The sequence below is a fragment of the Sulfurospirillum sp. 1612 genome (assembly GCF_036556685.1).
In the GTDB taxonomy this organism is placed as follows: domain Bacteria; phylum Campylobacterota; class Campylobacteria; order Campylobacterales; family Sulfurospirillaceae; genus JAADIZ01.
The window spans coordinates 356,644-379,475 of sequence record NZ_CP140614.1; the positions used below are offsets into that span (position 1 = coordinate 356,644).

The following is a 22,832-nucleotide window of genomic DNA, read 5'->3' on the forward strand; positions in this document are numbered from 1 at the left end:
AAGAGCATCATGATACAACTCAATAATATTTCTAAAAGCTTTGCAACCGTGGAGCTTTTGAGCCATATAAATCTTAAATTAACTCCTAAAAGTCGTGTCGGATTAGTCGGACGCAATGGAAGTGGTAAATCAACACTTTTCAAGATAATTCTCGGCGAATTGGAAGCCGATAGTGGTGAGATTTCAATCCCCAAAAATTACCGAATCGGTGCACTCAAGCAACACCTCGAATTTACCGAAAATACAATCTTAGATGAGGTGGCTTTGGCACTAGGTGAAGAGGTGAAATACGATATCTATCGGGTCGAGAAAATACTCTTTGGATTGGGATTTTCACAAGAAGATTTGACCCAAAGTCCCCTCTCTTTCTCAGGTGGGTATCAAATTCGTCTGAACTTGGCTAAACTTTTAGTGCAAGAGCCGAACCTTTTGCTCTTAGATGAGCCGACAAACTACTTAGATATCGTCTCTTTACGCTGGTTGGAGCGTTTTTTACAGCGTTTTGACGGGGAAGTGATATTGATTACGCACAATCGCGATTTTATGGATAAAATCACGACGCACACGATGGGAATCGTACGCAAAAATCTTATCATGATAGAGGGAAATACTCAAAAATTCTATGCACATATCAAAGAGCAAGATGCACTCTATGCCAAGCAAAAAATAAACCAGGATAAAAAGATTAAAGAGCTTGAAGTTTTTATTGCCAAAAATAAAACACGAGCCTCAACTGCGGCATTGGCGCAATCAAAAGTCAAACAATTAGAAAAGATCGAGCGTTTGGAAGATTTGAGTAGTGAGGTGGTATTAGATTTTGATTTTAATTACAAAGAGACTCCAGCAAAGATTGTGATGGAAGTCGACAATCTTGCCTTTGGATATAAGCAGGATAATATTTTGTTTCAAAATGTCTCTTTTGCGTTGAAAAAGGGAACATGTCTGGGAATTATCGGTAAAAACGGCAAGGGAAAATCAACACTTTTAAATACGTTAGCGGGTATTTTGACACCCAATAGTGGGACTATCACATTTCATCCGAGCATTACATTTGCGCATTTTGGACAAACCAATGTCAATCGTCTCAATCTTGATAATACAGTCTTTGAGGAGATTTATGCGGCCAATCCCAAACTCTCTGTGGGGGAAGCACGCAGTATTTGTGGGGCGATGATGTTTAGCGGGGAGAGTGCAGATAAAAAAATCAGCTTACTCTCAGGGGGTGAAAAAAGTCGTGTCATGTTAGGTATCGCACTCTCTCAAGAAGTGAATCTACTCTTTTTAGATGAGCCGACCAATCATCTTGACATGGAATCTATTGCATCACTCACACAAGCAATCGAAAATTTTCCCGGATCGGTCGTGCTTGTCACGCACTCAGAAGAGTTGCTCAGACGCGTAGCCGATCAATTAATCGTATTTGGACGTGAGGGCGCACAATATTTTGATGATGGCTATGATGCATTTTTGGAAAAAATTGGTTGGGAAGAGGAAGAAAATGAGAAAAAAGAGACTCCCTCACAACCCAAAACAAACCCTTATGAAATCAAAAAAGCACGCACCGCACTCTTGCAAGAGCGCAATAAAAAAGCCGCCCCTTTTAAAAAAGAGATAGAACGCACTGAGCAGTTTATTATCGCCGCAGAAGCCAAGATGGTAGCGTATCAAAAAGCGTTGATTGAGCATATCAACAAGGGCGAACATGATCAGATTTCAGACTTGTCGATGGGATTAGCGGGCTTGGAGAGTGATATTGAAACGTCTTATTTTAATCTTGAAATTGCTCAAGATAACTTTGATCGTATCATAAATGAATATGAGCAAAAAATCGCGGCTTTGGGTGAGTAAACATAAACTACACACGAGGTGATTATAATAATAAAAAAGAAAGGAGCTTGTTATGTGTATGATATATAACGCAGTAGAATTATCAAAATCCGTATTGCCGATGCGCAGGGAAAAGAAAAAACCGGCAACTCCGTTTAATAAAAAACTATTAGAACCCGACCCGAATTTCAAAGATGAGCGGGTTTTGAAATCTCATGAAGAGAAAAAGGGATTTTTTGCAAAGTTGCTCGGCTGAGCAACTTTGTTAATTGCCTTTGATTTTAATGTAAATGTGGACATTAGATGAGCCATCATGAAAGTCGCGCTCGTCCACATCGATATAACTCAGTGATTTGATGAGTTTCCCATATTTGTCATAGCCATAACTTCTTGGATCAAATGAAGGAATATTTTTGTTGATATAAGAGGCCACACTCGAGAGCCTTGCCCAGCCATCATCTGAAGATACGGCATTGATGGCTTTCATCAAAATATCTTTGAGTTTGGTTTCATCATCTTTTGTTTTTCTGACATGTTCTCGCTGTCTTAGATTTTCGGTAAAGATAAATTTATCACATGCGGCGGTAAAAGATTCTGGAGTCTTTTCTTCTCCGAAACCATACACCACCAATCCAGCTTCTCTGATTCTTGTAGCCAGTCTTGTAAAATCACTATCTGAGGAGACGATACAAAAGCCATCGAGATGATTTTCATGCAAGATATCCATCGCATCGATGATGAGTGAGGAATCGGTCGAATTTTTGCCCGTGGTGTAGCTAAATTGTTGTATGGGTTGAATGGCAAATTTGTGTAAGTGTTCTTTCCAATTTTTTAGATGTGTGGTGGTCCAATCTCCATAAGCGCGCTTGATGCTCGCAATTCCAAATTTTGATATCTCTTCTAATAGTTCTGCGATGATTGAGGCTTGGGCATTATCAGCATCAATCAATACGGCTAATTTATCATTTTGTTTTTCAGACATGCTTGTCCTCCTTGATGGTTCTATTATACTATTTATTTGCAACGATTTTCATATTGTGCAATAATTGTAACAAATAAATCGTGAAAAAGGACTGTGATGCCTTATGTTAATATAAAAATTACCCAAGAGGGTGCCACCAAAGCGCAAAAAAAAGCATTAATTCAAGGGGTGACGGAGCTGTTAGCTAAAACGCTCAATAAAAATCCCAAGACCACTGTGGTCGTGATTGAAGAGGTGAGTATGGATAATTGGGGAATTGGCGGTGAAGTTGTGAGTGAGATTAGAAAAAAACAAGAGCAAAAGATTCTATCATGATAGAGAGTTTTGCTCCGATTGTAGATGCGCACTCTCGTATCTTAATCTTAGGTTCTATTCCTTCTGTGAAATCGCTTGAAGCCTCACAATATTATGCACATCCACAGAACGCTTTTTGGTTTATTATGTCTCAATTATTTGGGTTCCAGAAGGATATCGCTTATGAGGCGCGATTAAAGATTTTGTTGCGCCATGGCGTGGCACTTTATGATGTGATTGGCACATGCGAGCGAAAAGGGAGTTTGGATAGTGCGATTAAAAAGATACAACACCAAGATTTCAGAGAATTTTTTCAAAGTTATCCTAACATTGAGGCCGTCTGTTGTAATGGAGCCAAAGCATACCGCGAATTTACAAAAATCTATAACGGTGATAAAGCCATCTATCCGCTTCCTTCTACTTCTCCGGCTTTTGCCAAAATGCGCAAAGAGGAAAAACTTGAAAAGTGGCGGATTATCACAGAAATTTAACGCAGTTTCAAGGTGACCTCATAATAATCTTGGCTTTTTCCTTGCTCAAATCCAAAGCCGCGAAATATTGCGATTTTTTCTAGATTTTTGACCTCTTGTTCATTTTCTACTATCAATTTGAGCGTGTCGCCTGGGTAGTGGTTGAGTGTCGCTTTTAATTGATGCATGGCATCAGGTACGGGTAAATTTCTCCTAGAATCGCGTGGTTTTCCTCGCGTATCAAGGATACCATTGCTTAAATTTAGTGGGATTTTGTATTCGCTCATGAGTCTTTTAGAAGAGGCCTTCCATCCCTCTTTACTTAAATCTTTTTTGCCAAAGAGTGCACAATGACACGTGCCGTATTCTGCAATCTCATCTTCGATAAATTCGCAAGGGCACAGCATTTTTTTGTTGAGATCTGCATCACTTGAGGGTTCAAAACAAGGGCAAAATCGTTTGCCAAAAGTCGCGTCCATCTCGCTGAGCCAAATTTTTAGGTTCGTACTCATCATCCAACTGGGGTTGAGGGCATATTGCTTTTGATTGATATATTTTTCCATCCATTTTGTCTGTTTTTTGACTTGATGTCTGTAAGTCCATAAATCTTTAAAAAATCCTATCATCATTTTGAGCATTTTCAACCTTTTATTATTAATTTTCATAGAATTTTATCAAAATTTTTATATACTACATATAAAAAGTCTTGAGGTCGTTTTATTGAATAATATTAAACTTTTAGTCTCTGCGCTTGAACCTTCGGCAAATTTACATTTGACACCGATATTGGATGCGTTAAAAGAGTATGAACTTTTTGGCATCTTTGATGAACGCTTAGGCACCCCTTATCTGCCTTCATCTGCTTTTTCTATTATGGGATTTTTAGATGTAATTCCTAAAATCAAAAAAGCTAAAAAGGCCATCAAAGCATTGGTAAAACTAAGCTTTGAGGTGGATAAAGTTCTACTGATTGACTCTCCTGCATTTAATTTGCCCTTGGCAAAGGCCATCAAAGAGCAAAACCCAAAGGTAGAGATTATTTACTATATTTTACCTCAAGTGTGGGCATGGAAAGCCAAAAGAGTGGCAAAAGTTGAGAAGTATTGTGATGTTTTAGCCTCGGTTTTGCCTTTTGAACGCCGATTTTACAATCGTGCCACTTTTGTTGGGCATCCTTTGATTGATGAGATCAAGGAGCAAAAGCAGGAGTATAAAAAGACCGGAGTCCTCTGTTTTTTGCCAGGAAGTAGAAAAAGTGAAATTCGTGCTTTGATGCCGATTTTTAGGGAAGTAATCAAGAAAATAGACAAGCGTGCTGTGCTGGTGATTCCAGAATTTTTTACTCAAGAAAAGATTGAAGAACTTTATGGGGATATCAGCGCTTTTGAGATATCACGTGATGCAAAAGAGGCTTTTTTGCAAAGTGAATTTGCTTTTGTCTGTTCGGGGACGGCCACTTTGGAAGCAGCACTTATCGGTACGCCTTTTGTTTTGGCGTATAAGGCGAAAAAACTCGATTACATGATTGCCAAAAAATTTGTGAAACTCAAGCATGTAGGCTTGGCAAATATTTTGCTTGATTTTGAAGGATTTGCACCGTTGCATGAGGAGTTGTTGCAAGAAGAGGTTTGTGTGGAAAAGTTATTGCAGGTGTATCATGATACGAATAGAGAGCAATTTTTTCAACAGGCTTTAGTGCTTCGCAAAATCTTATATAAAGGCGCACGAAACGATATGTTAGCTATAATAACAAAAAAGAAAAATGACGAGGAGATTTGATGCAAAAAGAACCAATGACACATTTTGGGTTTCAAAAACTCAGTGAAGAACTCAATGATTTAAAGAAAAACCAAAGACCTTATATTGTCAAAGAGATTGATATCGCTAGAAGTCATGGCGATTTAAAAGAAAATGCTGAATATCATGCAGCCAAAGAGAAACAAGCTTTTATTGAGAGTCGGATTGCAGAATTGAGCGATTTGATGACACGGGCGCATGTCATTGACCCGAGTAGTTATGAACATGATAAAGTTCGCTTTGGTACGACTGTTGTCCTTGAGGATTTAGATGATGGTACAGAAGTCACATACACGCTTGTTGGCAGTACTGAGAGTAATCCTGATAAGGGGCTCATCTCGTTTCACTCACCCTTAGCCAAGCAACTATTTGGTAAAGAAGAGGGCAGTGATGTCATCGTCAACCTTCCCGGAGGAGAGAAAGAGTATGAGATTTTAAGCCTTTATTATAAGGAGATTGATTTTGAGTGATGTAGACAATAAAATACCGGTAGCGATTATTGGGGCGAGTGGTTATACGGGACTGGAGCTGATTAAGTTAATCATCACACATCCTGTCTTTGAAATTGCCTATGTTGGGACCAGTGAAGGGGGCGTACGTGTCGAAACACTGCACCCCTCACTCCAAGGGGTACTCTCAAAAGAGGTATTAAAAAGTGATGCCAAAGAAATTGCAGCCGTTGCTAAAGTAGCTTTTTTGGCTTTGCCGCACAAAACGTCTATGGGGTTTGCAAAAGAGCTCTTAGCCCTTGGTGTTAAAGTAGTTGATCTTTCTGCTGATTATCGACTCGAACTTGAGACGTATGAACAGTATTATTGTCCGCATACGGATAAAGAGAATATTCCAAAGGCGGTTTATGGATTGCCGGAATTTTATAGAGAGAAAATCAAAAACACCTCTTTAGTTGCCAATCCCGGTTGTTATCCTACGGCGGCTTTACTGAGCCTTTTGCCTTTTTGTGATCTCATAGATGCGAGTTATCCCTTGTTTATCGATGCTAAAAGTGGTGTGAGCGGTGCGGGGAAAAAGTGTACTGAAAAGACACATTTTGTTTCAATTGATGAGAATATTTTCGCTTATAATCCGATGATGCATCGTCATGAGCCAGAAATCAAAGAAAAGATGCGATTGCACTCAGGCAAAGATTTTGATGTTAATTTTATTCCGCATCTGTTGCCAATCATCAGAGGTGAGATGGTGGATAGTTACATGTTGCTTCAAGAAGAAGGCATTGATCCTTTGGCAATCCTAAAAGAGTATTACAAAGATGAACCTTTTGTGAGGATTTTTGATCATCCTGTGGATATGAAATCTCCAAGTGGTACTCATTTTTGCGACATTTTTGCCAAAGTTGTGGGTAAAAAACTTTACCTTAATGCGGCCATTGATAATATTTTAAGAGGGTCATCCTCACAAGCAGTGGCTAATGCCAACTTGATGTTTGGATTTGATGAAAACTTGGGCATGCCGATTATTGCATATGTGCCTTGATATCAAAGAAGGTGCCATCTTTATAAGTGATGCGCATGATAACGATCAGCGAGACTATTTTTGGCAATTTTTGCAACTCATTGCAACCAAACAGATAAAAACGCCACAACTTTTTCTCATGGGAGACATGTTTGATTTGCTTGTGGGTGAAGTGCAATATTTAACAGAGAAATATAAAAAGTACATTCAATTACTCGAGCAATTAGCTAGGGAAATTGATATCTATTATCTAGAAGGCAATCATGATTTTGCACTGAAAGCACTGTTTCATCATGTGCATGTATACACCATCGAAGAACAACCCCTTATCGCAAGGATTTTGGGACAAAAAGTGCTGTTATTACATGGGGATAAATACGGGAGTATATGGCATCGTGTATATACAAAAATGATACGAAATAGGCTATTGTTGAGGGTATTGAACCTTTGTGATGTCTGGTGTCAATCGTGTATTTCAAAGAAGATTTCAAACCGACTGCTCCAAAAAAATATTTGCACACAGATTGAGGGATTTCCCCATATTATTGATACTAAAATCCAAAACTTTATGACGAAAGAAACCGATTTTATTGCCGAGGGGCATTATCATCAAAATAAGGCTTTTGAGTGTCATGATATTCAGTATATAAATTTTTCTTCCTTTGCGTGCGAACAAAGTTATTTTGTTGTACAATTCAATACAGACATAAAATTTATAGAAAAGAAATTAAGGGGCTTTGATGTTTGATGATAAGGTACTAAAAGTCGGCTCTAACGAAATGGAACTCGTAGATTTTCGGATTCTAAAGCAAGATGGTGAAAAAATTTATGAGGGAATTTATGGTGTAAATGTATCGAAGGTGCGAGAAATTATCAAATTACCACATCTTACAGAACTCCCCGGGGTTCCTTCTTATATTGATGGTATATTTGACCTCAGGGGTGTGGTGATACCGGTGGTCAATCTTGCAAAATGGATGAATATTAACGAACCTGAAAATGTTAAAACAAAATTGAGGGTTATTATCACAGAATTTAGTGATATTTTGATTGGGTTTATTGTGCATGAGGCCAAAAGAATTCGTCGTATCAGTTGGAAAGATATCGAGCCTGCCTCGTTTGTCTCGGGTATGGGCACCCTTGATCGCAATCAAATCACGGGTGTAACGAGAATTGAAAATGATGATGTTTTGTTGATTTTGGATTTGGAGAGTGTGGTAGAAGAGTTAGGACTTTATAAGCCACAATCTAACATCCTAGAGGATGATTTATTCCATCTTGAGGGTGTCGCTCTCATTTTAGATGATAGTAAAATCGCAAGAAAACTCGTGAGCGATGCACTGAAACAGATGGGTCTGAAAGTAGTCGAAGCACAAGATGGTGTAGAGGGTTTGAAAAAATTAGAAGAACTCAGCAGTATCTACAATGACCGTTTAGAAGATGAGCTAAAAGTCATTATTAGCGATGTTGAAATGCCCCAAATGGATGGATTTCATTTTGCAGCGAGTGTCAAAGATGATGAACGCTTTAAAAACATTCCGATTATCTTTAACTCTTCTATCAGTGACCACTTTAGTGAGTTGAGGGGCAAAGAGGCGGGCGGTGAGGCCTATTTGACAAAATTTGATGCGACGATTTTTTATAAAGAGATATCAAAAGTTCTAAAATCGCATATTAAAGACGAAGAGTAAAGGCAAGAGCATGGATGATATTCAAGAAATATTAGAAGATTTTTTGATTGAAGCGTTTGAGTTAATTGAGCAAATTGATCAAGATTTAGTGGAGCTTGAAAGTACCCCTGAAGATCTCGAATTGTTAAATCGTATCTTTAGAGTTGCCCATACGATCAAAGGCTCTTCTTCGTTTTTAAGTTTTGATGTGTTGACTACCCTGACGCATCACATGGAGGATGTCCTCAATAAAGCAAGACGGGGAGATTTGAAAATCAACCCTGAGGTCATGGATGTCGTACTGGAATCGATTGATATGATGAAAGCCCTCTTGTTTTCAATCAGAGACAATGGAAATGATACAGAAATCGGTATGGATATTTCTGATATTTGTGCCCAACTTGATGCCATTTCCCAAGGGAAAGAACTACCAGAAATCACCAGTGACACATCAGCTGCTCCTCATGAAACAGTAGAAACCAATACCCAAGAAACAGTGGAAGAAGAGGATTATTCTCATCTGAGTGATGCAGAAATTGAGGCAGAAATTGAGCGACTTTTAAAAGAGAAAAAAGAGGAAACTGCCAAGAAAAAAGCGGCAAAAAAACAAGAAGAAGCACCTGTCGTGATGATTGATAAGGCAGAAGAAAAACCAAAACCAAAACCGCAAGGAACAAAAAAATCCCGTGCCGATGCACCGGTGAAAAAACAACAAGCAAGTGCTATTGAACAGACCATTCGTGTCGAAGTGAAACGATTGGATCATTTGATGAATCTCATCGGAGAGCTGGTCTTAGGAAAAAATAGATTGTTAAAAATTTATGATGATGTTGAAGAGCGCTATGAGGGAGAAAAATTTTTAGAAGAGTTGAATCAAGTAGTCTCGTCAATTTCACTGGTGACAACAGATTTGCAAATTGCCGTGATGAAAACTCGAATGTTACCGATTGCAAAAGTTTTCAATAAATTTCCAAGAATGGTACGAGATTTATCACGTGAACTCAATAAATCTATTGAGCTTGAGATTACAGGGGAAGAGACTGAATTAGACAAATCAATTGTTGAGGAGATTGGTGATCCATTAGTTCATATTATCCGAAACTCTTGTGACCATGGTATCGAAGAGAAAGATATACGAATAAACGCCGGCAAAAAAGAGGTCGGAACGATAGAGCTCAAAGCATATCATGAGGGTAATAATATTGTCATTGAAATCGTTGATGATGGGAAAGGATTGGACCCTGAAATTCTCAAAACAAAATCGTTAGAAAAAGGACTCATCACAGAGCGAGAAGCGGATATGATGAGTGACAAAGAAGCGCTGACATTGATTTTTAAACCGGGTTTTTCTACAGCTACTACCGTCACGAGCGTCTCAGGAAGAGGCGTGGGGATGGATGTGGTGAAAACCAATATCGAAAAGCTCAATGGACTGATTGATATTGACAGTGAACTCGGTAAAGGGACGGTAATCAAACTCAAAATACCGTTGACATTGGCGATTATCCAAGCATTGTTAGTAGGCGTCCAAGAGGAATTTTATGCGATTCCATTGGCATCTGTTTTAGAGACGGTGCGTATTGAACTTGATGAAATTTATACGGTTGAGGGTAAAAATGTCTTGAGATTAAGAGATGAGGTACTCTCACTTGTGCGACTCTCTGATATCTTTGGTGTTGAGAGTGTTTATGAAAATAATGAACATGCTTATGTGGTTGTGATTGGGTTGGCTGAATCCAAATTGGGCATTATCGTGGACAGCCTTGTAGGACAAGAAGAGATTGTTATCAAATCCATGGGAGATTATCTCAAAGGAATCGACGGCATCGCAGGTGCTACGATACGAGGCGATGGTAGGGTGACCCTCATTATCGATGTGGCCGCATTGATGGGATTGGCAAAAGATATCAATGTCGATATTAAAGCAAATACTGAGGCAACGATCAAGGTCAAAAATCAGCCAAGTGATTATTATGTATTGGTGGTAGATGATAGTCATATGGATCGCAACATCATGATAAAATCTATGCAGCCAATAGGTCTCAATGTTGTTGAGGCATCAAATGGACTAGAAGCACTCAATATCATAAAATCAGGAGAATATAATTTTGATGCGGTTTTGATTGATATTGAAATGCCACGGATGGATGGATACACACTGGCCAATGAAATTAGAAAATATTCAAAATACAAAAATTTACCTTTGATTGCTGTGACCTCAAGAACGTCAAAATCTGATAGATTAAGAGGCGTGGAATCTGGTATGAGTGAGTACATCACCAAACCATATTCGCAAGAATATTTAGAGAGTGTCGTGCGAAAAAATATAAAACTGTTAGCGGAGTGATCAACATGAATGAAAAACTAACGCAAGTGTTAAACAAGCAAAAACAACAGATGCAAGAGCCGGATAAAACAGAAGATGATATTATACAGCTGGTCGGTTTTATCATCGGTGATGAGGAGTATGCGATACCGATACTGAGCATCCAAGAGATTATTAAACCATTAGAATATACTAGAGTACCACAAGTGCCACCGTATGTTCTTGGCGTTTTTAATCTCAGAGGTGATGTGATTCCTTTGATTGATTTGCGAAGAAAATTTAAATTAGAACCCAAGAATGAAACTAATGAGACACGCTACATTGTTATGAAAAATGATGATAATATCGCAGGATTTGTCATCGATCGTCTGACCGAAGCCATCAGGATAAAAAGAAGTCGTATTGATCCACCACCTGAGACAATAGCATCAGACACGGGATTGGTTTATGGTATAGGAAAAAGAGACGAGAGCATGCTAACAGTTCTTAAGGTAGATGCATTATTGAAAAGAGACTTCTAGCGAAGTCTCTCATGTAATAAAAATTACATAGTTTATTTTAATCTAAATAAAATTTAGAATCTATTGTTAAAATTTCTTTTTGGTCTTTCTTCTCTAGGTCTTGCTTCGTTAATTCTTAGAGTTCTTCCTTCAAATTCTTTTTCATTTAAGCTATCAATTGCTTGTTGTGCAGCAGTGTCATCATTCATAGTAACAAATCCGAAACCCTTAGCTCTTCCTGTTTCTCTATCTGTAATGATCTTTACAGATTCAACTTCTCCGTATTGACCAAATAGATTTTCTAAACCTTCTTCTGTTGTTGAGTAGGAAATGTTTCCAACGTATATTTGCATCTTTTCTTGTCCTTTAAATAGTTTTATATTTATCAATAAACATCAATACACGCTCTGCTTAATATTTTGAAAATACCCACCATAAGATGCATAGGATTATCGAAAAATATAGTTTAGATAAACATTATACTATAAAAATTACGAATTTAGCAATATATTTTTTTAAATTGATTTTTATTGGTTTATAAATTGATTTTTTGTATCATTTGGTATTAAAATTAGGACAAAATATGAAATTATGTGTATTTGATTTTGATTCAACTTTGATGGATGGAGAAACGATAGACTTCTTGGCCAAAGCGTTGAATTTTGAAGATGAGGTCTCGCGAATCACCAAAAAAGCGATGGAAGGGGAGATAGATTTTTTTGAAAGCTTGAGTGAAAGAGTCCGTTTTCTAAAAGGCTTACCCACACAAGCTGTTGATGAAATTTGTCACAATCTACCTTATATGCCAGGCGCGCAAGAGACGATTGGGACATTGAAAAAGAGCGGTTATACGGTCGTTGTTTTTAGTGGTGGATTTCGAAATGCTACAAGTTATGCAAAAGAACAACTTGGTTTTGATGCAGATTTTGCAAATATTTTACATACGAAAGAGGGGGTTTTGAGCGGACTTGTTGGGGGAGATATGATGTTTAATTATTCAAAAGGAGATATGCTGCAGCGATTGCAAGCACTCTTAAAGATAGATCAAAAAAACACCATGGTCGTGGGTGATGGTGCCAATGATCTTTCAATGTTTGAATTTGCAGACACAAAGGTTGCGTTTTGTGCAAAAGAGGTTTTAAGAAAAAAAGCCAATGTCATTATCAACGATAAAGACTTAACAAAAATATTAGAGGAACAACACATATGTATATAGAAGATTTGAAATTTTCACTTTGGTGTGATTTTGTAGAACGAAGTTTTTTGGAGACAGAATTTGTAGATTTAATCAATGCCGGCACCATTAACGGTGCGACGAGTAATCCGGCCATTTTTAAATCCGCGATTCTCACATCACCTGCTTATAAAAAAGATATAGAGGCGATGCAGGATCTGACACCAAAAGAGACCTATGAAGCCCTCGCGATCAAAGATATTAAAAAAGCAGCTGAAAAATTGTTGCCATTATATAAAAAAGGCGATGATGGTTTTATCAGTATAGAAGTTGATCCTTTTTTATGTGATGATGCGAATGGGACGATTGAAGAGGGAAGACGTCTGTTTCAACAGATTGATATGCCCAATGTCATGATAAAAGTACCGGCAACAAAAGCAGGATATGTTGCGATGCAACAACTCATCAGCGAAGGGATTAACGTCAATGCAACATTAATATTTTCAGTTGAACAGACGAAACATTGTCTTGAAGCATTTAAAGCCGGCAGTGCATCGTGTCAAGCAAGTGTCCTGCCAAAAGCGGTGATTAGCGTCTTTGTGAGCCGATTTGACCGAATGTTAGATACAAAACTTGCGGCGCTTGATTTACCCGTCTCAAAAGTAGGTATCTACAATGCCTTAAATGTTTATCGCCTTATTGAGCGTTATGCATTATCCAATGTTCGTTGTTTATTTGCGAGCACGGGAGTCAAAGGAGATGCCCTAGAGGCGGATTATTATATCAAGGGACTGTTATGCAAAAATTCAATCAATACGGCACCACTTGCTACCATTAAGTATTTTATTCAACAAAGTTGTGACAATAACGTGCCAAAAGAAGAAGAGATAGAGTTATTTTTTGATACAATAAAGAAAAGTGGGATTGATGTAGACGCGGCATGCGATGCATTGATGCAAGATGGACTGGAGTCATTCAAGGTGGCATTTCAAGAGATACTTGAAACACTTTCGTCCTACAAAAGATAAAAAACGGCATCGGTATGAGACCGAAAACGTAAAGGAATGTTATGAACCCAAAACATGAAATAGATATAGAAAGTTTGACTTTTGAGATGACAAAAAAGTTAAAATTCTATCTTGCCAAACTAGTAGAACATGGTGGCAGCGACCTTCATATAAAAAGTGGCTCCAATATCCGCGGGCGTATTAATGGTCAAATTCTTCCTTTATCAAAGGAAATAATCTCTCATACTGATGGGATTACATTGGCAAAAGAGTTGTTACGGACGAGATTTCCGAGTTTGATTCAGCAAAAAAATCTAGATTTCACTTACAAACTCAATGAAAACTATCGATTTCGTGTCAATATTTTTTTCCAAGTAGAGGGGATTTCTGCAGTTTTTAGAACCATACCGACCAAGTTGCCGACGATAGAGTCACTCAGACTTCCTGCTATCATTAACTCATTTTGTGGCATAAACCGAGGTTTAGTGCTCGTCACAGGGCCAACAGGGAGTGGTAAAACGACAACATTGGCGGCGATGATTAATTATATCAATAGAACCTACAAAAAGCATATCATCACTATTGAAGATCCGGTGGAGTTTGTTTATAATGATGATAAAGCGATTGTAAATCAACGTGCCATTGGGCAAGATGCTCTTGGGTTTTCAGATTCACTAAGGGCTGCACTGAGGGAAGACCCTGATGTCATTCTTGTGGGAGAAATGCGAGATTTAGAGACCATAGAGACGGCAATGCATGCTGCTGAAACGGGTCACTTGGTATTATCGACACTGCACACATTAGATGCTAAAGAGACGGTCAGTCGTATTTTGGGAATGTTTCCAGGAAGTGAACAAAATCGTATCAAAATGTCATTGGCCTCTACGCTCAAAGGAATTGTTTCACAACGTTTGGTGCGAACGTTGGATGGTAAACGTACGGCGGCGGTTGAAATTTTGGTCAATAATACAAGAATTTCCAGCCTTATTTTAGAGGGGCGCGATACTGAGATTACTGATGCGATTCGAGAAGGAAAAGATATTTATAAATGTCAAACTTTTGATCAATCACTCCTCGATTTGTATGCACAAAATCGTGTATCACGAGAAGAAGCACTCTCAGCAGCCACCAGTAGAAATGACTTGGCTTTGGATTTGGATTATTTTGATGCGAATAAAGCATTACAACAAAAAAGTCTAAAATCTAATTCAGAAGAGTTCAGCAAAGACGCAAATATCATCGGGTTAAAAAAATAATTTATATAAGATTTAGATTATTTTATGTATAATGTCCGACTTATTATTTTAGAAAAAGGAAAAAAATGTTAGAAGGCATCATTAGAGAGAGTATCACAAAAAAAGCGACAAAAGAGCTTCGCAGAGATGGTTACCTAATTGCCAACATTTACGGAAAAGGCATTGAAAATATCAATGCTGCATTTAAAGAAAATGAATTCGTAAAAGCAGTTAGAAATAAAGAAACACTTATATTCCCAGTACGCGTAGGCGGCAAAGAGTATAATGTTGTCATTCAAGAATATCAAAAAGATCCTGTAAAAAGTAAATTTTTACATGTTGATTTGCGCGTTGCGCTTCCTGGTGTTCTTGCAAAATACCTTGTTCCTGTAAAACTAACCGGTACCCCAAAAGGGTTGAGAAATAAAGGTGTTTTGGCATTAACTAAAAAAAGACTTTGTGTCAAATGTACAGCAGAACATTTACCAAATGATTATACACTTGATGTTAGTGATTTGGATGTCAATGAAACCATCTTAGTTCGTGATATTAAAGTAGATAGTAACGTAGAAATCATGGATGAAGATAGAATTTCAATTGTTGGAGTCATTAAAGCGAAGTAGTGATTGCACATATATGAATCTCATCGTAGGACTTGGCAACCCAGAAGTAAAATACCATAATAATCGACATAACATCGGTTTTATGGTTATAGATAAGCTTCTAGAGGGCCTCTCCTACACCACTTTAAACAAACCCGCCTTTAGAGGCAATCTTTATAAATATCACAATCTTTTATTATTAAAACCTCAAACCTATATGAATCTCTCAGGAGAAAGTGTTCACGCTGTCAGTGATTATTTTAATCCAGAGAAGATTATCGTGATTCATGATGATTTGGATTTGAGATTTGGAGTATTAAAATTCAAGTATGAAGGTGGCAATGGTGGGCATAATGGCTTGAAATCCATCGATGCGCACATAGGAAAATCCTATTACAGGGTACGTGTGGGCATTGGAAAACCCAAAGATAAAGATAAGATTATCTCCCACGTGTTGTCAGATTTTTCAACACGTGAAAAAAAATATTTGGATGAGATTATAGACCAAGCTGCAAGGGCCTGCTTGCACTTGATAGAGATGCCATTACAAACAGTAGCCCAACGTGATAGCCTCAATCTGAAGCTTACGAATGAATTACTAATATGAAACTGTATCAAAAATATCTAATCCGTAATTATCTCAAAAACTTTTTTGTTATTTTTGTAGCGCTGGAATTTTTTTATCTTGGGATTGATTTATTGACCACGTATCAAAAACTCCCAGAATCTGCCAACCTTCAAATCCTTTATACGATGTTTGAGAGTCTGTATGCGATTAATTTTGTCTTGCCATTGTCGGTGATATTTGCGATGATTGCTACGACGGTCTCCATGATAAAATCAAATGAATTGGTCAGTTTAAGAGCATTGGGCGTGAGCCGTCAAGCTTTCACGTTGCCTATCTTTTTTAGTGCACTAGCGATTATCATGATCTATATCTCGTTGACATTTACCCCCTTTTCTTATGCGAGAGAATACAGCGTCAATATTTTGCAACACAGCCAAATCTCAACCAATACAGAGGGATTATTTCTCAAAAATGATAACGATTATATCTATTTTGAAAAATTGAACCCTATTAAAAAAGAGGCGAGTAATATCAAGATATATCATGTCAAAGATATGGATTTACAATACATACTCAAAGCCCAAAAAGGCTATTATCAAGAGAAAAATTGGGTCTTATATCATGTAGAAAAAATCATCAAACCAAAGGCGGAAACGCTCGATGGCAAAGGGTTGATAATACAAAAATTTTCCCAGCTTGAAACGCTCAAAGATTTTAGGCCTAAGATTATTGACAATATTTATAAAGGCAAAGCCAATCTCTCCGTCTTAGATGCGATGGATGCCTTGAAGTTTTTTAATGCGCAAGGTGTTGATACGAGTAGGCTCAAGACGATTATCCTCTCACAACTGTTTATACCCCTATTTGCCCCTTTGTTGATTCTGATTTTTTCATCACGCACACCGGTTATCTCAAGGTATTATAACACGACGCTCATCTCTTTTGTGCTGATATTTGTTGCATTGGCGACATGGGGTCTTTTGTTTTTATTTAGTAAGTTAGCCATGAATGCCGTTATCTTACCAGAAGTGGCCATTATGATACCGATGCTGTCGCTAGGTATTTTTTCGCTATACTCCCACTTTAAAGAATGAAATTTTTCATTTAGCGTTCATTTTAGTATAATATGATTACGATAACAGAGATAATAAGAATAAGGTTTTAATAGCAATGCACCACAAGAAATTTGATATTCATCAACTGAAAAGATTTATAATTAGTGGTGGGACCGCTACGATATGCCATCTTGGGACGATGGCACTGCTCGTTTGGATTGGAATAAATGCCAGTCTTTCTACCTCAATCGGTGTGGTAGTTGGAGCAATTATTAATTATATTTTCCAATATTATTATACGTTTGATTCCGATTCAAAACATCATAATTCTATATTTAAATATATTATTACGGTCTCAATATCGTTTGTAAGCAATCTTATTTTGTTTACGTTGTTCCATACTATTTTGCATAATGGTGTCATAGTCTCACAATTACTGACATCAGCGATTGTTGCGTTGCAAAATTATCTGGTTTATAAAAAATTTGTGTTTTTGAGGCAAGGAGTCGGTCATGAAGCCTAAATTGGTCAGTATCGTGATTTCACTATACAATGAAGAGGGCAATGTTCATAAACTATTTGAAGAGTTGTATCAGGTCGAGTCTGCATTAAAAAGCAAAGTGGACTTTGAGTATGTTTGCGTCAATGATGGCAGTGATGATCATACGCTGGCAAATCTACAAGCATTGATGGGGCGTTATCCTAATATTAAGATTTATAATTTGTACCGAAATTTCGGGCATGAAATTGCTATGAGTGCAGGGATGGATCATGCCTCGGGTGATTGTGTTATTTTTATGGATGGGGATTTACAACATCCCCCTGCATTGATTGAGGAGATGGTGGACGCTTGGTTGGCGGGCAATCCGGTAGTATTAACACGTAAAATCACTCATGGGAGCGACAAAACACCACTGTATAAATTTTTGTCAAAAATCTATTATTTTATGTTAGACAAATTATCAGATATCAAAATACCAAAAGATTTTCCAGATTTCCGACTGTTGGACCGAAAACATATCGAAATGATTAAGACGATTAGTGAAAATGATCGGATGTTTCGTGGGCTTTTGAATTTTGTGGGTTATAGTGATTTTAAATTATTGGAATTTGAAGTGCCCGATCGTTTTTCAGGCAAAACCAAATACAATTTTAAACGTTCATTTGGATTGGCTATTGATAGTATCATGCAATTTTCTACCAAACCGTTGCGTTTGGCAACATATCTGGGGGTTTTATCGGTGTTTGCTTCTGGGATATTTGGTTTTTATACCTTGATACAGTATCTGTTTTTTAATGTTGAGCGAACCGGATATGCGACGACTTTGATTGTGATTTTGTTCATGGGCTCGATTCAGCTTATTATCTTAGGTATTATTGGTGAATACATAGGTAAAATTCATTTGGAAGTAAAAAAACGACCATTATATTTTGGAGAATTGATTGAAAATCATAGTTAATGCAGATGACTTTGCCAATTCCTTGCATATGAGTGAGGTGATTTGTGAATGTCATGATAAAGGTGCGCTCAATTCGACCAGTATCATGGTCACCTCTTCAGATCTGAATGCCTCACTGGCTTTACTTGAGGGAAGAGCAGATATGCGTACTTCTTTGCATCTGAATATTGCAGAGGGAACGCCTATCTCAAAGCCTGAAAAAATTGACTATTTAGTCGATGCAAATGGCAAGTTTTGTAAAAGTTTTGAGACCGTGGTCTTTGATTATTATCTGGGAAATACTCAAAAAAAACATCTCATCAAGCAACAAATCAAAGAAGAGTATAAAAATCAAATCGAGTTGTATGCCAGTAAACTTCAACAGCATGATATTTCGCTAGATTCGCATCAGCATTATCATACGATTCCTTTTATCTCAGAGATTTTGATGGAACTCTCCCATGAATTAAAAACAGTTCATTTTACTTACATTAGAGTGCCACAAGAGCCCTTTTTTATCTGTTTGAATTCTTTGCAAGATGTTAAAAACTACTTAGGACTCAATATTATCAAACACCTTTTGCTTAATTTCTTTTCCCGTCAATTACGCCGTAAATTGGCCGCTAATCAGATTGCTTGCAATGATGTGTTTGTCGGCGTATTATTTACCGGGAATATGACCTACCCCTCTATCCTCAAAGCACTCTCTCAATATGATGGGAAACAGAGTGTTGAAATACTTTTGCATCCCGCTTTTTTATCAAAATCCGAAGATACAGCATGGCCAGATGATAAATTTAAAGAGTTTTATGTCAATCAACACAGAAAAAACGAACGCGATATCCTCCTTTTAGATCAATTTAAAGATTTTATACAAAAATTAAATAAGGCATCAGTATGAATAAAGAAACCCGCAACTTGACACTGCTCTTTTGGCTCATCACCCTCTCACGTATTATCTCGATGGTGTTTATGCCTTTGGCAGACACAACCGAAGCACGTTATGCAAATACTGCGATGATTATGGCAAAAATTGGCGATTGGATTACGCCATATTATGATTATGGGGTGCCATTTTGGGGTAAACCGCCTCTGGCTTTTTGGGCACAAGCGCTCTCATACAAATTTTTGGGTGTGCATGATTATACCCCTCGCATCCCCTCATTGCTCATCACGCTCTGTACCGCATGGTTGATTTATATTTTAGTGAAAACTTTCCATGGTAAGATGAGCGCGCTCATTGCTATCACGATATATTCGAGTATGTTGTTGGTGTTTTCTCTCAGTGGTGCGGTGATTACAGACCCTTATCTCACCTTTAGTACGACCTTGTCATTGGTCTCTTTTGCGATGGTGATCAATGATAAAGTACGCGTCTGGAATTATCTATTTTTCGTGGGTCTTGGACTGGGAATTCTCACCAAAGGACCACTGGCTGGCGTGGTTGTTTTTGGTGTGATTATTTTATGGGTGCTTTTTTCTTATAAAAAAAGAGTGGCTCTGCTTTCAAAATTGCCATGGAAAAGTGGTCTTATTTTGATGCTACTCATCTGCGTTCCTTGGTACATCGCAGCAGAGATTAAAACTCCGGGATTTTTGCGTTATTTCATATTAGGAGAAAACCTCGGCCGTTTTATCGATACGGGTTGGCATGGTGATAAGTACGGATATGTGCACAAAAATCCACACGGTACTATCTGGATTATGTGGTTGTTGGCAAGTTTACCTTGGGGATTTCATGCTCTGTTTTTTGGCGTCAAAAATCTCTTTAGAAAAAGTGGCCTCTTCACCGCTCTTCGTAGTGATTTAATAGCATTATATACGATATGGATGCTCTTTATTATGCTCTTTTTCACATTCGGCGGTAATGTGATTTGGACGTATGTTTTGCCATCATTGCCGGGATTGGCGATTTTGTTAGCCCTTTATTTCAACCGAGCAGAGGGGACATTTATCGCAGGATATAAAAAAATGTTCTTTTTTAGTGCTATCATGATACCGGTGATTGCACTGCTTGCATTGGTATTTATTAGCCTTTTTCCTGATAGTATCAAAACAGAGAAATTCTTAATTGCGAAGTATAAAACGGTAGCAAAACCGGGTGAGCCGATCTATTTTTTACACAAAAAATCATTCTCTTCTACGTACTATATGGGACAAAAAATTGAAATTACAAAAGTAGCAGATTTTAATAATATGGAACAAAATCTTACATCAAAATATTTCATAGTCGTGAACAAAGATGATATCTCAAAAGTGAAAGATATTGCAGCACTTAAAAAGCTCTATACCAGCGACAAATATGTGTTATATGAGAGTAAATAGTCATCAACCATTGTGGATATAAATTTTCCTAAAGAGGTTAATTTTCTTTTTTTCTTTTTTTAGATAAAATATATGAGTTCTTAGGTCTTTAAGAACTCAAAATATCCAAAGGTTATGTATGATCCAATTTAAAACACTAGCAGAAAAATATGATACCCCTTTATACGTTTATGATTTTAATATAATAACAGAAAATTTTAATAATCTCAAAAATGCCTTTAAAGCACGTAAATCGATGCTTTGTTATGCTGTAAAAGCCAATTCCAATCTCTCTGTGCTAAAACATTTAGCATCATTAGGTTCAGGATGTGATTGTGTCTCTATTGGCGAAGTCAATCGCGCATTGTTGGCCGGAGTGGATCGATACAAAATTATCTATAGCGGTGTCGGTAAGCGTGATGTGGAGATTAAAGAAGCATTAGAACGTGATATTTTGATGATCAATCTTGAAAGCGAAGAAGAGATGTATCGTGTCGAACAGATTGCCAAAGATTTAAATGTTACGGCAAGAATTAGTATTCGAGTGAATCCCAATATCGATCCAAAAACGCACCCTTATATCTCCACAGGATTGCATGAGAGTAAATTTGGCGTTGATTTAGAGAGCGCCAAGAAGATGTATCTTTATGCGCATAAATCCTCAGCTTTAAATCCTATTGGTATTCATTTTCATATTGGCAGTCAAATTACGGAAACCTCACCCTTTAAAGAAGCTTCTGTGATTATTGCGGACCTTCTACGCAGTCTCAAAGCGATCAATATTGACATTAAATTTTTTGATATCGGCGGAGGAATTGGCATTAAATACAAAGATGAAACGCCTATTTTATTGTACGATTATGCCCAAGCTATTTTTGAATCACTCAAAGGTACGGATGTGACCGTTTTGTGCGAACCTGGACGTTATTTGGTCGGAAATAGTGGCTATTTGCTCACCAAAGTGCTGTATGAAAAAAAGAATGACAAAAAACGATTTGTTATCATTGATGCGGCGATGAATGATCTCATTCGTCCCAGTTTGTATGGGGCTTATCATGATTTTGAACTTTTAGATACTTCTGATGAAGCGACGTCATTAGTCGATATTGTCGGACCGATTTGTGAAACGGGTGATTTTTTAGCAAAAGATGTCCTCTTGCCTCCTGTCAAGCATGATGATGTGATTGTATTCAAAAGTGCGGGAGCTTATGGTTTCACTATGAGTAGTAATTATAATTCACGCCCAAGAGTGGCTGAAGTGGCACTTATTGATGGTGAAGATCGGATGATAAGAGCGCGTGAGAGTTTTGATGATTTAATCAAACTAGAGCGAGATTTCCTATGAGTTATTTTATTGATGTGCAAGGTACTTTGCTGGATGATATTGATAGAAAACCGATTCCGGGTGCTTGTGAATTTATCGCACATTTGAATCAAGAAAAAATTCCTTATGTCGTCGTGACGAATAACACAAAAATCAAGAGTGACGTGTTTCATCAGCACTTATGCGATTTGGGCTTAGATATTCCTGCAAAAAACTATCTGGACCCTTTTATGGTTTTGAAGAAAAATATCAAAGAGAGAGACGTGGCGGTTTTTGGTGCTGATGAATTCGTGAAGACGCTCAGCGCCATGGGGTTTGATACCCAAACAAAAAATCCTAAAGCGATGTTGATTGCTAGTAAAAAAGATTTCTCATCGGATGATTATGCCGCCATGATCGAAACCGCGCTTCATGATGTCAACATTATCGGGATGCATGCGACGAGTATCTACGCAAAAGATGGGAAACGCTATCCGGGTGTGGGTGCGATTTTAGAAATGCTACGTTATGCTACCTCTAAAGATTATCGTGTGATTGGCAAACCCAGCCCCGCCTTTTATAACGAGGCATTAGGATTACTGCAAGAACAAAGCAAACAGGAGATGACGTTTAAAGAGGTGACTATGATTAGTGATGATGCCATCGGTGATTTGTGTGGCATTAAAGAGCTTGGAAGTCAAACAATTTTAGTGCTAAGTGGTAAGTGTCAAAGTATTGATGAAATCAAACCGATAAAAGATTATATCGATGATGTGGTTTTAGATATCGGACATATAAAAAGGTGAGAC

At 37.7% G+C, this 22,832-nt stretch carries 26 protein-coding genes; 23 read left to right on the top strand and 3 right to left on the bottom strand.

From position 1 onward, the window contains the following. Nucleotides 1–9 precede the first annotated feature (9 nt). Both SFB89_RS01810 and SFB89_RS01815 read left to right on the top strand, forming a co-directional pair. Complete coding sequence (locus SFB89_RS01810) at nucleotides 10–1,848, top strand: ABC-F family ATP-binding cassette domain-containing protein (protein ID WP_331775247.1); 1,839 nt, start codon at nucleotides 10–12, stop codon at nucleotides 1,846–1,848. A 52-nt stretch (nucleotides 1,849–1,900) separates the two neighbouring features. After that, on the top strand, nucleotides 1,901–2,083 hold the full coding sequence (locus tag SFB89_RS01815) for a hypothetical protein (protein ID WP_331775248.1): 183 nt from the start codon (nucleotides 1,901–1,903) through the stop codon (nucleotides 2,081–2,083). A gap of 9 nt (nucleotides 2,084–2,092) precedes the next feature. Here SFB89_RS01815 and SFB89_RS01820 read toward each other — a convergent pair whose 3' ends face one another. Beyond that, nucleotides 2,093–2,809, bottom strand: a complete 717-nt coding sequence (locus SFB89_RS01820) for an NYN domain-containing protein (RefSeq protein WP_331775249.1) — start codon at nucleotides 2,807–2,809, stop codon at nucleotides 2,093–2,095. Between the two features lie 96 nt (nucleotides 2,810–2,905). Between SFB89_RS01820 and SFB89_RS01825 the strand changes: the two genes are divergently transcribed. Then, a complete protein-coding gene (locus SFB89_RS01825; protein WP_331775250.1) occupies nucleotides 2,906–3,124 on the top strand; it encodes a tautomerase family protein in 219 nt (72 codons plus the stop codon). Beyond that, on the top strand, nucleotides 3,121–3,594 hold the full coding sequence (locus tag SFB89_RS01830) for a DNA-deoxyinosine glycosylase (RefSeq protein ID WP_331775251.1): 474 nt from the start codon (nucleotides 3,121–3,123) through the stop codon (nucleotides 3,592–3,594). The genes SFB89_RS01825 and SFB89_RS01830 overlap by 4 nt, the downstream gene beginning before the upstream one ends. On the opposite strand, the gene SFB89_RS01835 is transcribed toward SFB89_RS01830, so the two are convergent. Next, on the bottom strand, nucleotides 3,591–4,211 hold the full coding sequence (locus SFB89_RS01835; protein ID WP_331775252.1) for a ferredoxin-thioredoxin reductase catalytic domain-containing protein: 621 nt from the start codon (nucleotides 4,209–4,211) through the stop codon (nucleotides 3,591–3,593). The genes SFB89_RS01830 and SFB89_RS01835 overlap by 4 nt on opposite strands. A 91-nt stretch (nucleotides 4,212–4,302) precedes the next feature. Between SFB89_RS01835 and lpxB the strand changes: the two genes are divergently transcribed. From lpxB to SFB89_RS01870, 7 genes are read left to right on the top strand one after another with little or no spacing between them, the layout of a single operon-like run. Beyond that, the gene (gene lpxB / locus SFB89_RS01840; protein WP_331776035.1) at nucleotides 4,303–5,352 is read left to right on the top strand and encodes a lipid-A-disaccharide synthase; all 1,050 of its coding nucleotides are present in this window, start codon (nucleotides 4,303–4,305) and stop codon (nucleotides 5,350–5,352) included. Then, on the top strand, nucleotides 5,352–5,840 hold the full coding sequence (gene greA, locus SFB89_RS01845; protein WP_331775253.1) for a transcription elongation factor GreA: 489 nt from the start codon (nucleotides 5,352–5,354) through the stop codon (nucleotides 5,838–5,840). Before lpxB ends, greA begins: the two co-directional genes overlap by 1 nt. Beyond that, complete coding sequence (gene argC, locus SFB89_RS01850) at nucleotides 5,833–6,861, top strand: N-acetyl-gamma-glutamyl-phosphate reductase (protein ID WP_331775254.1); 1,029 nt, start codon at nucleotides 5,833–5,835, stop codon at nucleotides 6,859–6,861. Before greA ends, argC begins: the two co-directional genes overlap by 8 nt. Continuing rightward, nucleotides 6,821–7,588 carry a UDP-2,3-diacylglucosamine diphosphatase gene (locus SFB89_RS01855; RefSeq protein ID WP_331775255.1) on the top strand — a complete coding sequence of 256 codons (768 nt, stop codon included), beginning with the start codon at nucleotides 6,821–6,823 and terminating at the stop codon, nucleotides 7,586–7,588. Before argC ends, SFB89_RS01855 begins: the two co-directional genes overlap by 41 nt. Further along, nucleotides 7,581–8,531: a chemotaxis protein gene (locus SFB89_RS01860; RefSeq protein WP_331775256.1), complete on the top strand. Its 951-nt coding sequence runs from the start codon at nucleotides 7,581–7,583 to the stop codon at nucleotides 8,529–8,531. Before SFB89_RS01855 ends, SFB89_RS01860 begins: the two co-directional genes overlap by 8 nt. A gap of 10 nt (nucleotides 8,532–8,541) precedes the next feature. Beyond that, nucleotides 8,542–10,857: a hybrid sensor histidine kinase/response regulator gene (locus SFB89_RS01865; RefSeq protein ID WP_331775257.1), complete on the top strand. Its 2,316-nt coding sequence runs from the start codon at nucleotides 8,542–8,544 to the stop codon at nucleotides 10,855–10,857. Nucleotides 10,858–10,862: 5 nt separating this feature from the next. Then, complete coding sequence (locus SFB89_RS01870) at nucleotides 10,863–11,357, top strand: chemotaxis protein CheW (protein WP_331775258.1); 495 nt, start codon at nucleotides 10,863–10,865, stop codon at nucleotides 11,355–11,357. 53 nt (nucleotides 11,358–11,410) lie between these two features. Here SFB89_RS01870 and SFB89_RS01875 read toward each other — a convergent pair whose 3' ends face one another. After that, nucleotides 11,411–11,689 (bottom strand): RNA recognition motif domain-containing protein, encoded by a 279-nt coding sequence (locus tag SFB89_RS01875; protein WP_331775259.1) that lies wholly within the window; start codon nucleotides 11,687–11,689, stop codon nucleotides 11,411–11,413. 230 nt (nucleotides 11,690–11,919) lie between these two features. Between SFB89_RS01875 and serB the strand changes: the two genes are divergently transcribed. The 12 genes from serB to SFB89_RS01935 all read left to right on the top strand — a co-directional run bounded on the left by serB (nucleotide 11,920) and on the right by SFB89_RS01935 (nucleotide 22,829). Continuing rightward, on the top strand, nucleotides 11,920–12,552 hold the full coding sequence (gene serB / locus SFB89_RS01880; RefSeq protein ID WP_331775260.1) for a phosphoserine phosphatase SerB: 633 nt from the start codon (nucleotides 11,920–11,922) through the stop codon (nucleotides 12,550–12,552). After that, complete coding sequence (locus tag SFB89_RS01885; RefSeq protein ID WP_331775261.1) at nucleotides 12,543–13,538, top strand: transaldolase; 996 nt, start codon at nucleotides 12,543–12,545, stop codon at nucleotides 13,536–13,538. The genes serB and SFB89_RS01885 overlap by 10 nt, the downstream gene beginning before the upstream one ends. A gap of 41 nt (nucleotides 13,539–13,579) precedes the next feature. Further along, entirely contained in the window at nucleotides 13,580–14,773 is a 1,194-nt protein-coding gene (locus SFB89_RS01890) for a type IV pilus twitching motility protein PilT (protein ID WP_331775262.1), read from the top strand. A 65-nt stretch (nucleotides 14,774–14,838) separates the two neighbouring features. Continuing rightward, entirely contained in the window at nucleotides 14,839–15,375 is a 537-nt protein-coding gene (locus SFB89_RS01895) for a 50S ribosomal protein L25/general stress protein Ctc (RefSeq protein ID WP_331775263.1), read from the top strand. 13 nt (nucleotides 15,376–15,388) lie between these two features. Beyond that, a complete protein-coding gene (gene pth / locus SFB89_RS01900) occupies nucleotides 15,389–15,961 on the top strand; it encodes an aminoacyl-tRNA hydrolase (RefSeq protein WP_331776036.1) in 573 nt (190 codons plus the stop codon). Then, nucleotides 15,958–17,016, top strand: coding sequence for an LptF/LptG family permease (locus tag SFB89_RS01905; protein ID WP_331775264.1), 1,059 nt, complete (start codon nucleotides 15,958–15,960; stop codon nucleotides 17,014–17,016). Before pth ends, SFB89_RS01905 begins: the two co-directional genes overlap by 4 nt. Nucleotides 17,017–17,092: 76 nt before the next feature. Then, nucleotides 17,093–17,500 carry a GtrA family protein gene (locus tag SFB89_RS01910; protein ID WP_331775265.1) on the top strand — a complete coding sequence of 136 codons (408 nt, stop codon included), beginning with the start codon at nucleotides 17,093–17,095 and terminating at the stop codon, nucleotides 17,498–17,500. Beyond that, on the top strand, nucleotides 17,490–18,437 hold the full coding sequence (locus SFB89_RS01915; RefSeq protein WP_331775266.1) for a glycosyltransferase family 2 protein: 948 nt from the start codon (nucleotides 17,490–17,492) through the stop codon (nucleotides 18,435–18,437). The genes SFB89_RS01910 and SFB89_RS01915 overlap by 11 nt, the downstream gene beginning before the upstream one ends. Beyond that, nucleotides 18,421–19,317 (top strand): carbohydrate deacetylase, encoded by an 897-nt coding sequence (locus SFB89_RS01920; RefSeq protein WP_331775267.1) that lies wholly within the window; start codon nucleotides 18,421–18,423, stop codon nucleotides 19,315–19,317. Before SFB89_RS01915 ends, SFB89_RS01920 begins: the two co-directional genes overlap by 17 nt. Next, complete coding sequence (locus SFB89_RS01925) at nucleotides 19,314–20,741, top strand: glycosyltransferase family 39 protein (protein WP_331775268.1); 1,428 nt, start codon at nucleotides 19,314–19,316, stop codon at nucleotides 20,739–20,741. The genes SFB89_RS01920 and SFB89_RS01925 overlap by 4 nt, the downstream gene beginning before the upstream one ends. A gap of 118 nt (nucleotides 20,742–20,859) precedes the next feature. After that, complete coding sequence (gene lysA, locus SFB89_RS01930) at nucleotides 20,860–22,065, top strand: diaminopimelate decarboxylase (RefSeq protein WP_331775269.1); 1,206 nt, start codon at nucleotides 20,860–20,862, stop codon at nucleotides 22,063–22,065. Further along, nucleotides 22,062–22,829: an HAD-IIA family hydrolase gene (locus SFB89_RS01935; protein ID WP_331775270.1), complete on the top strand. Its 768-nt coding sequence runs from the start codon at nucleotides 22,062–22,064 to the stop codon at nucleotides 22,827–22,829. The genes lysA and SFB89_RS01935 overlap by 4 nt, the downstream gene beginning before the upstream one ends. Nucleotides 22,830–22,832: the final 3 nt, after the last annotated feature.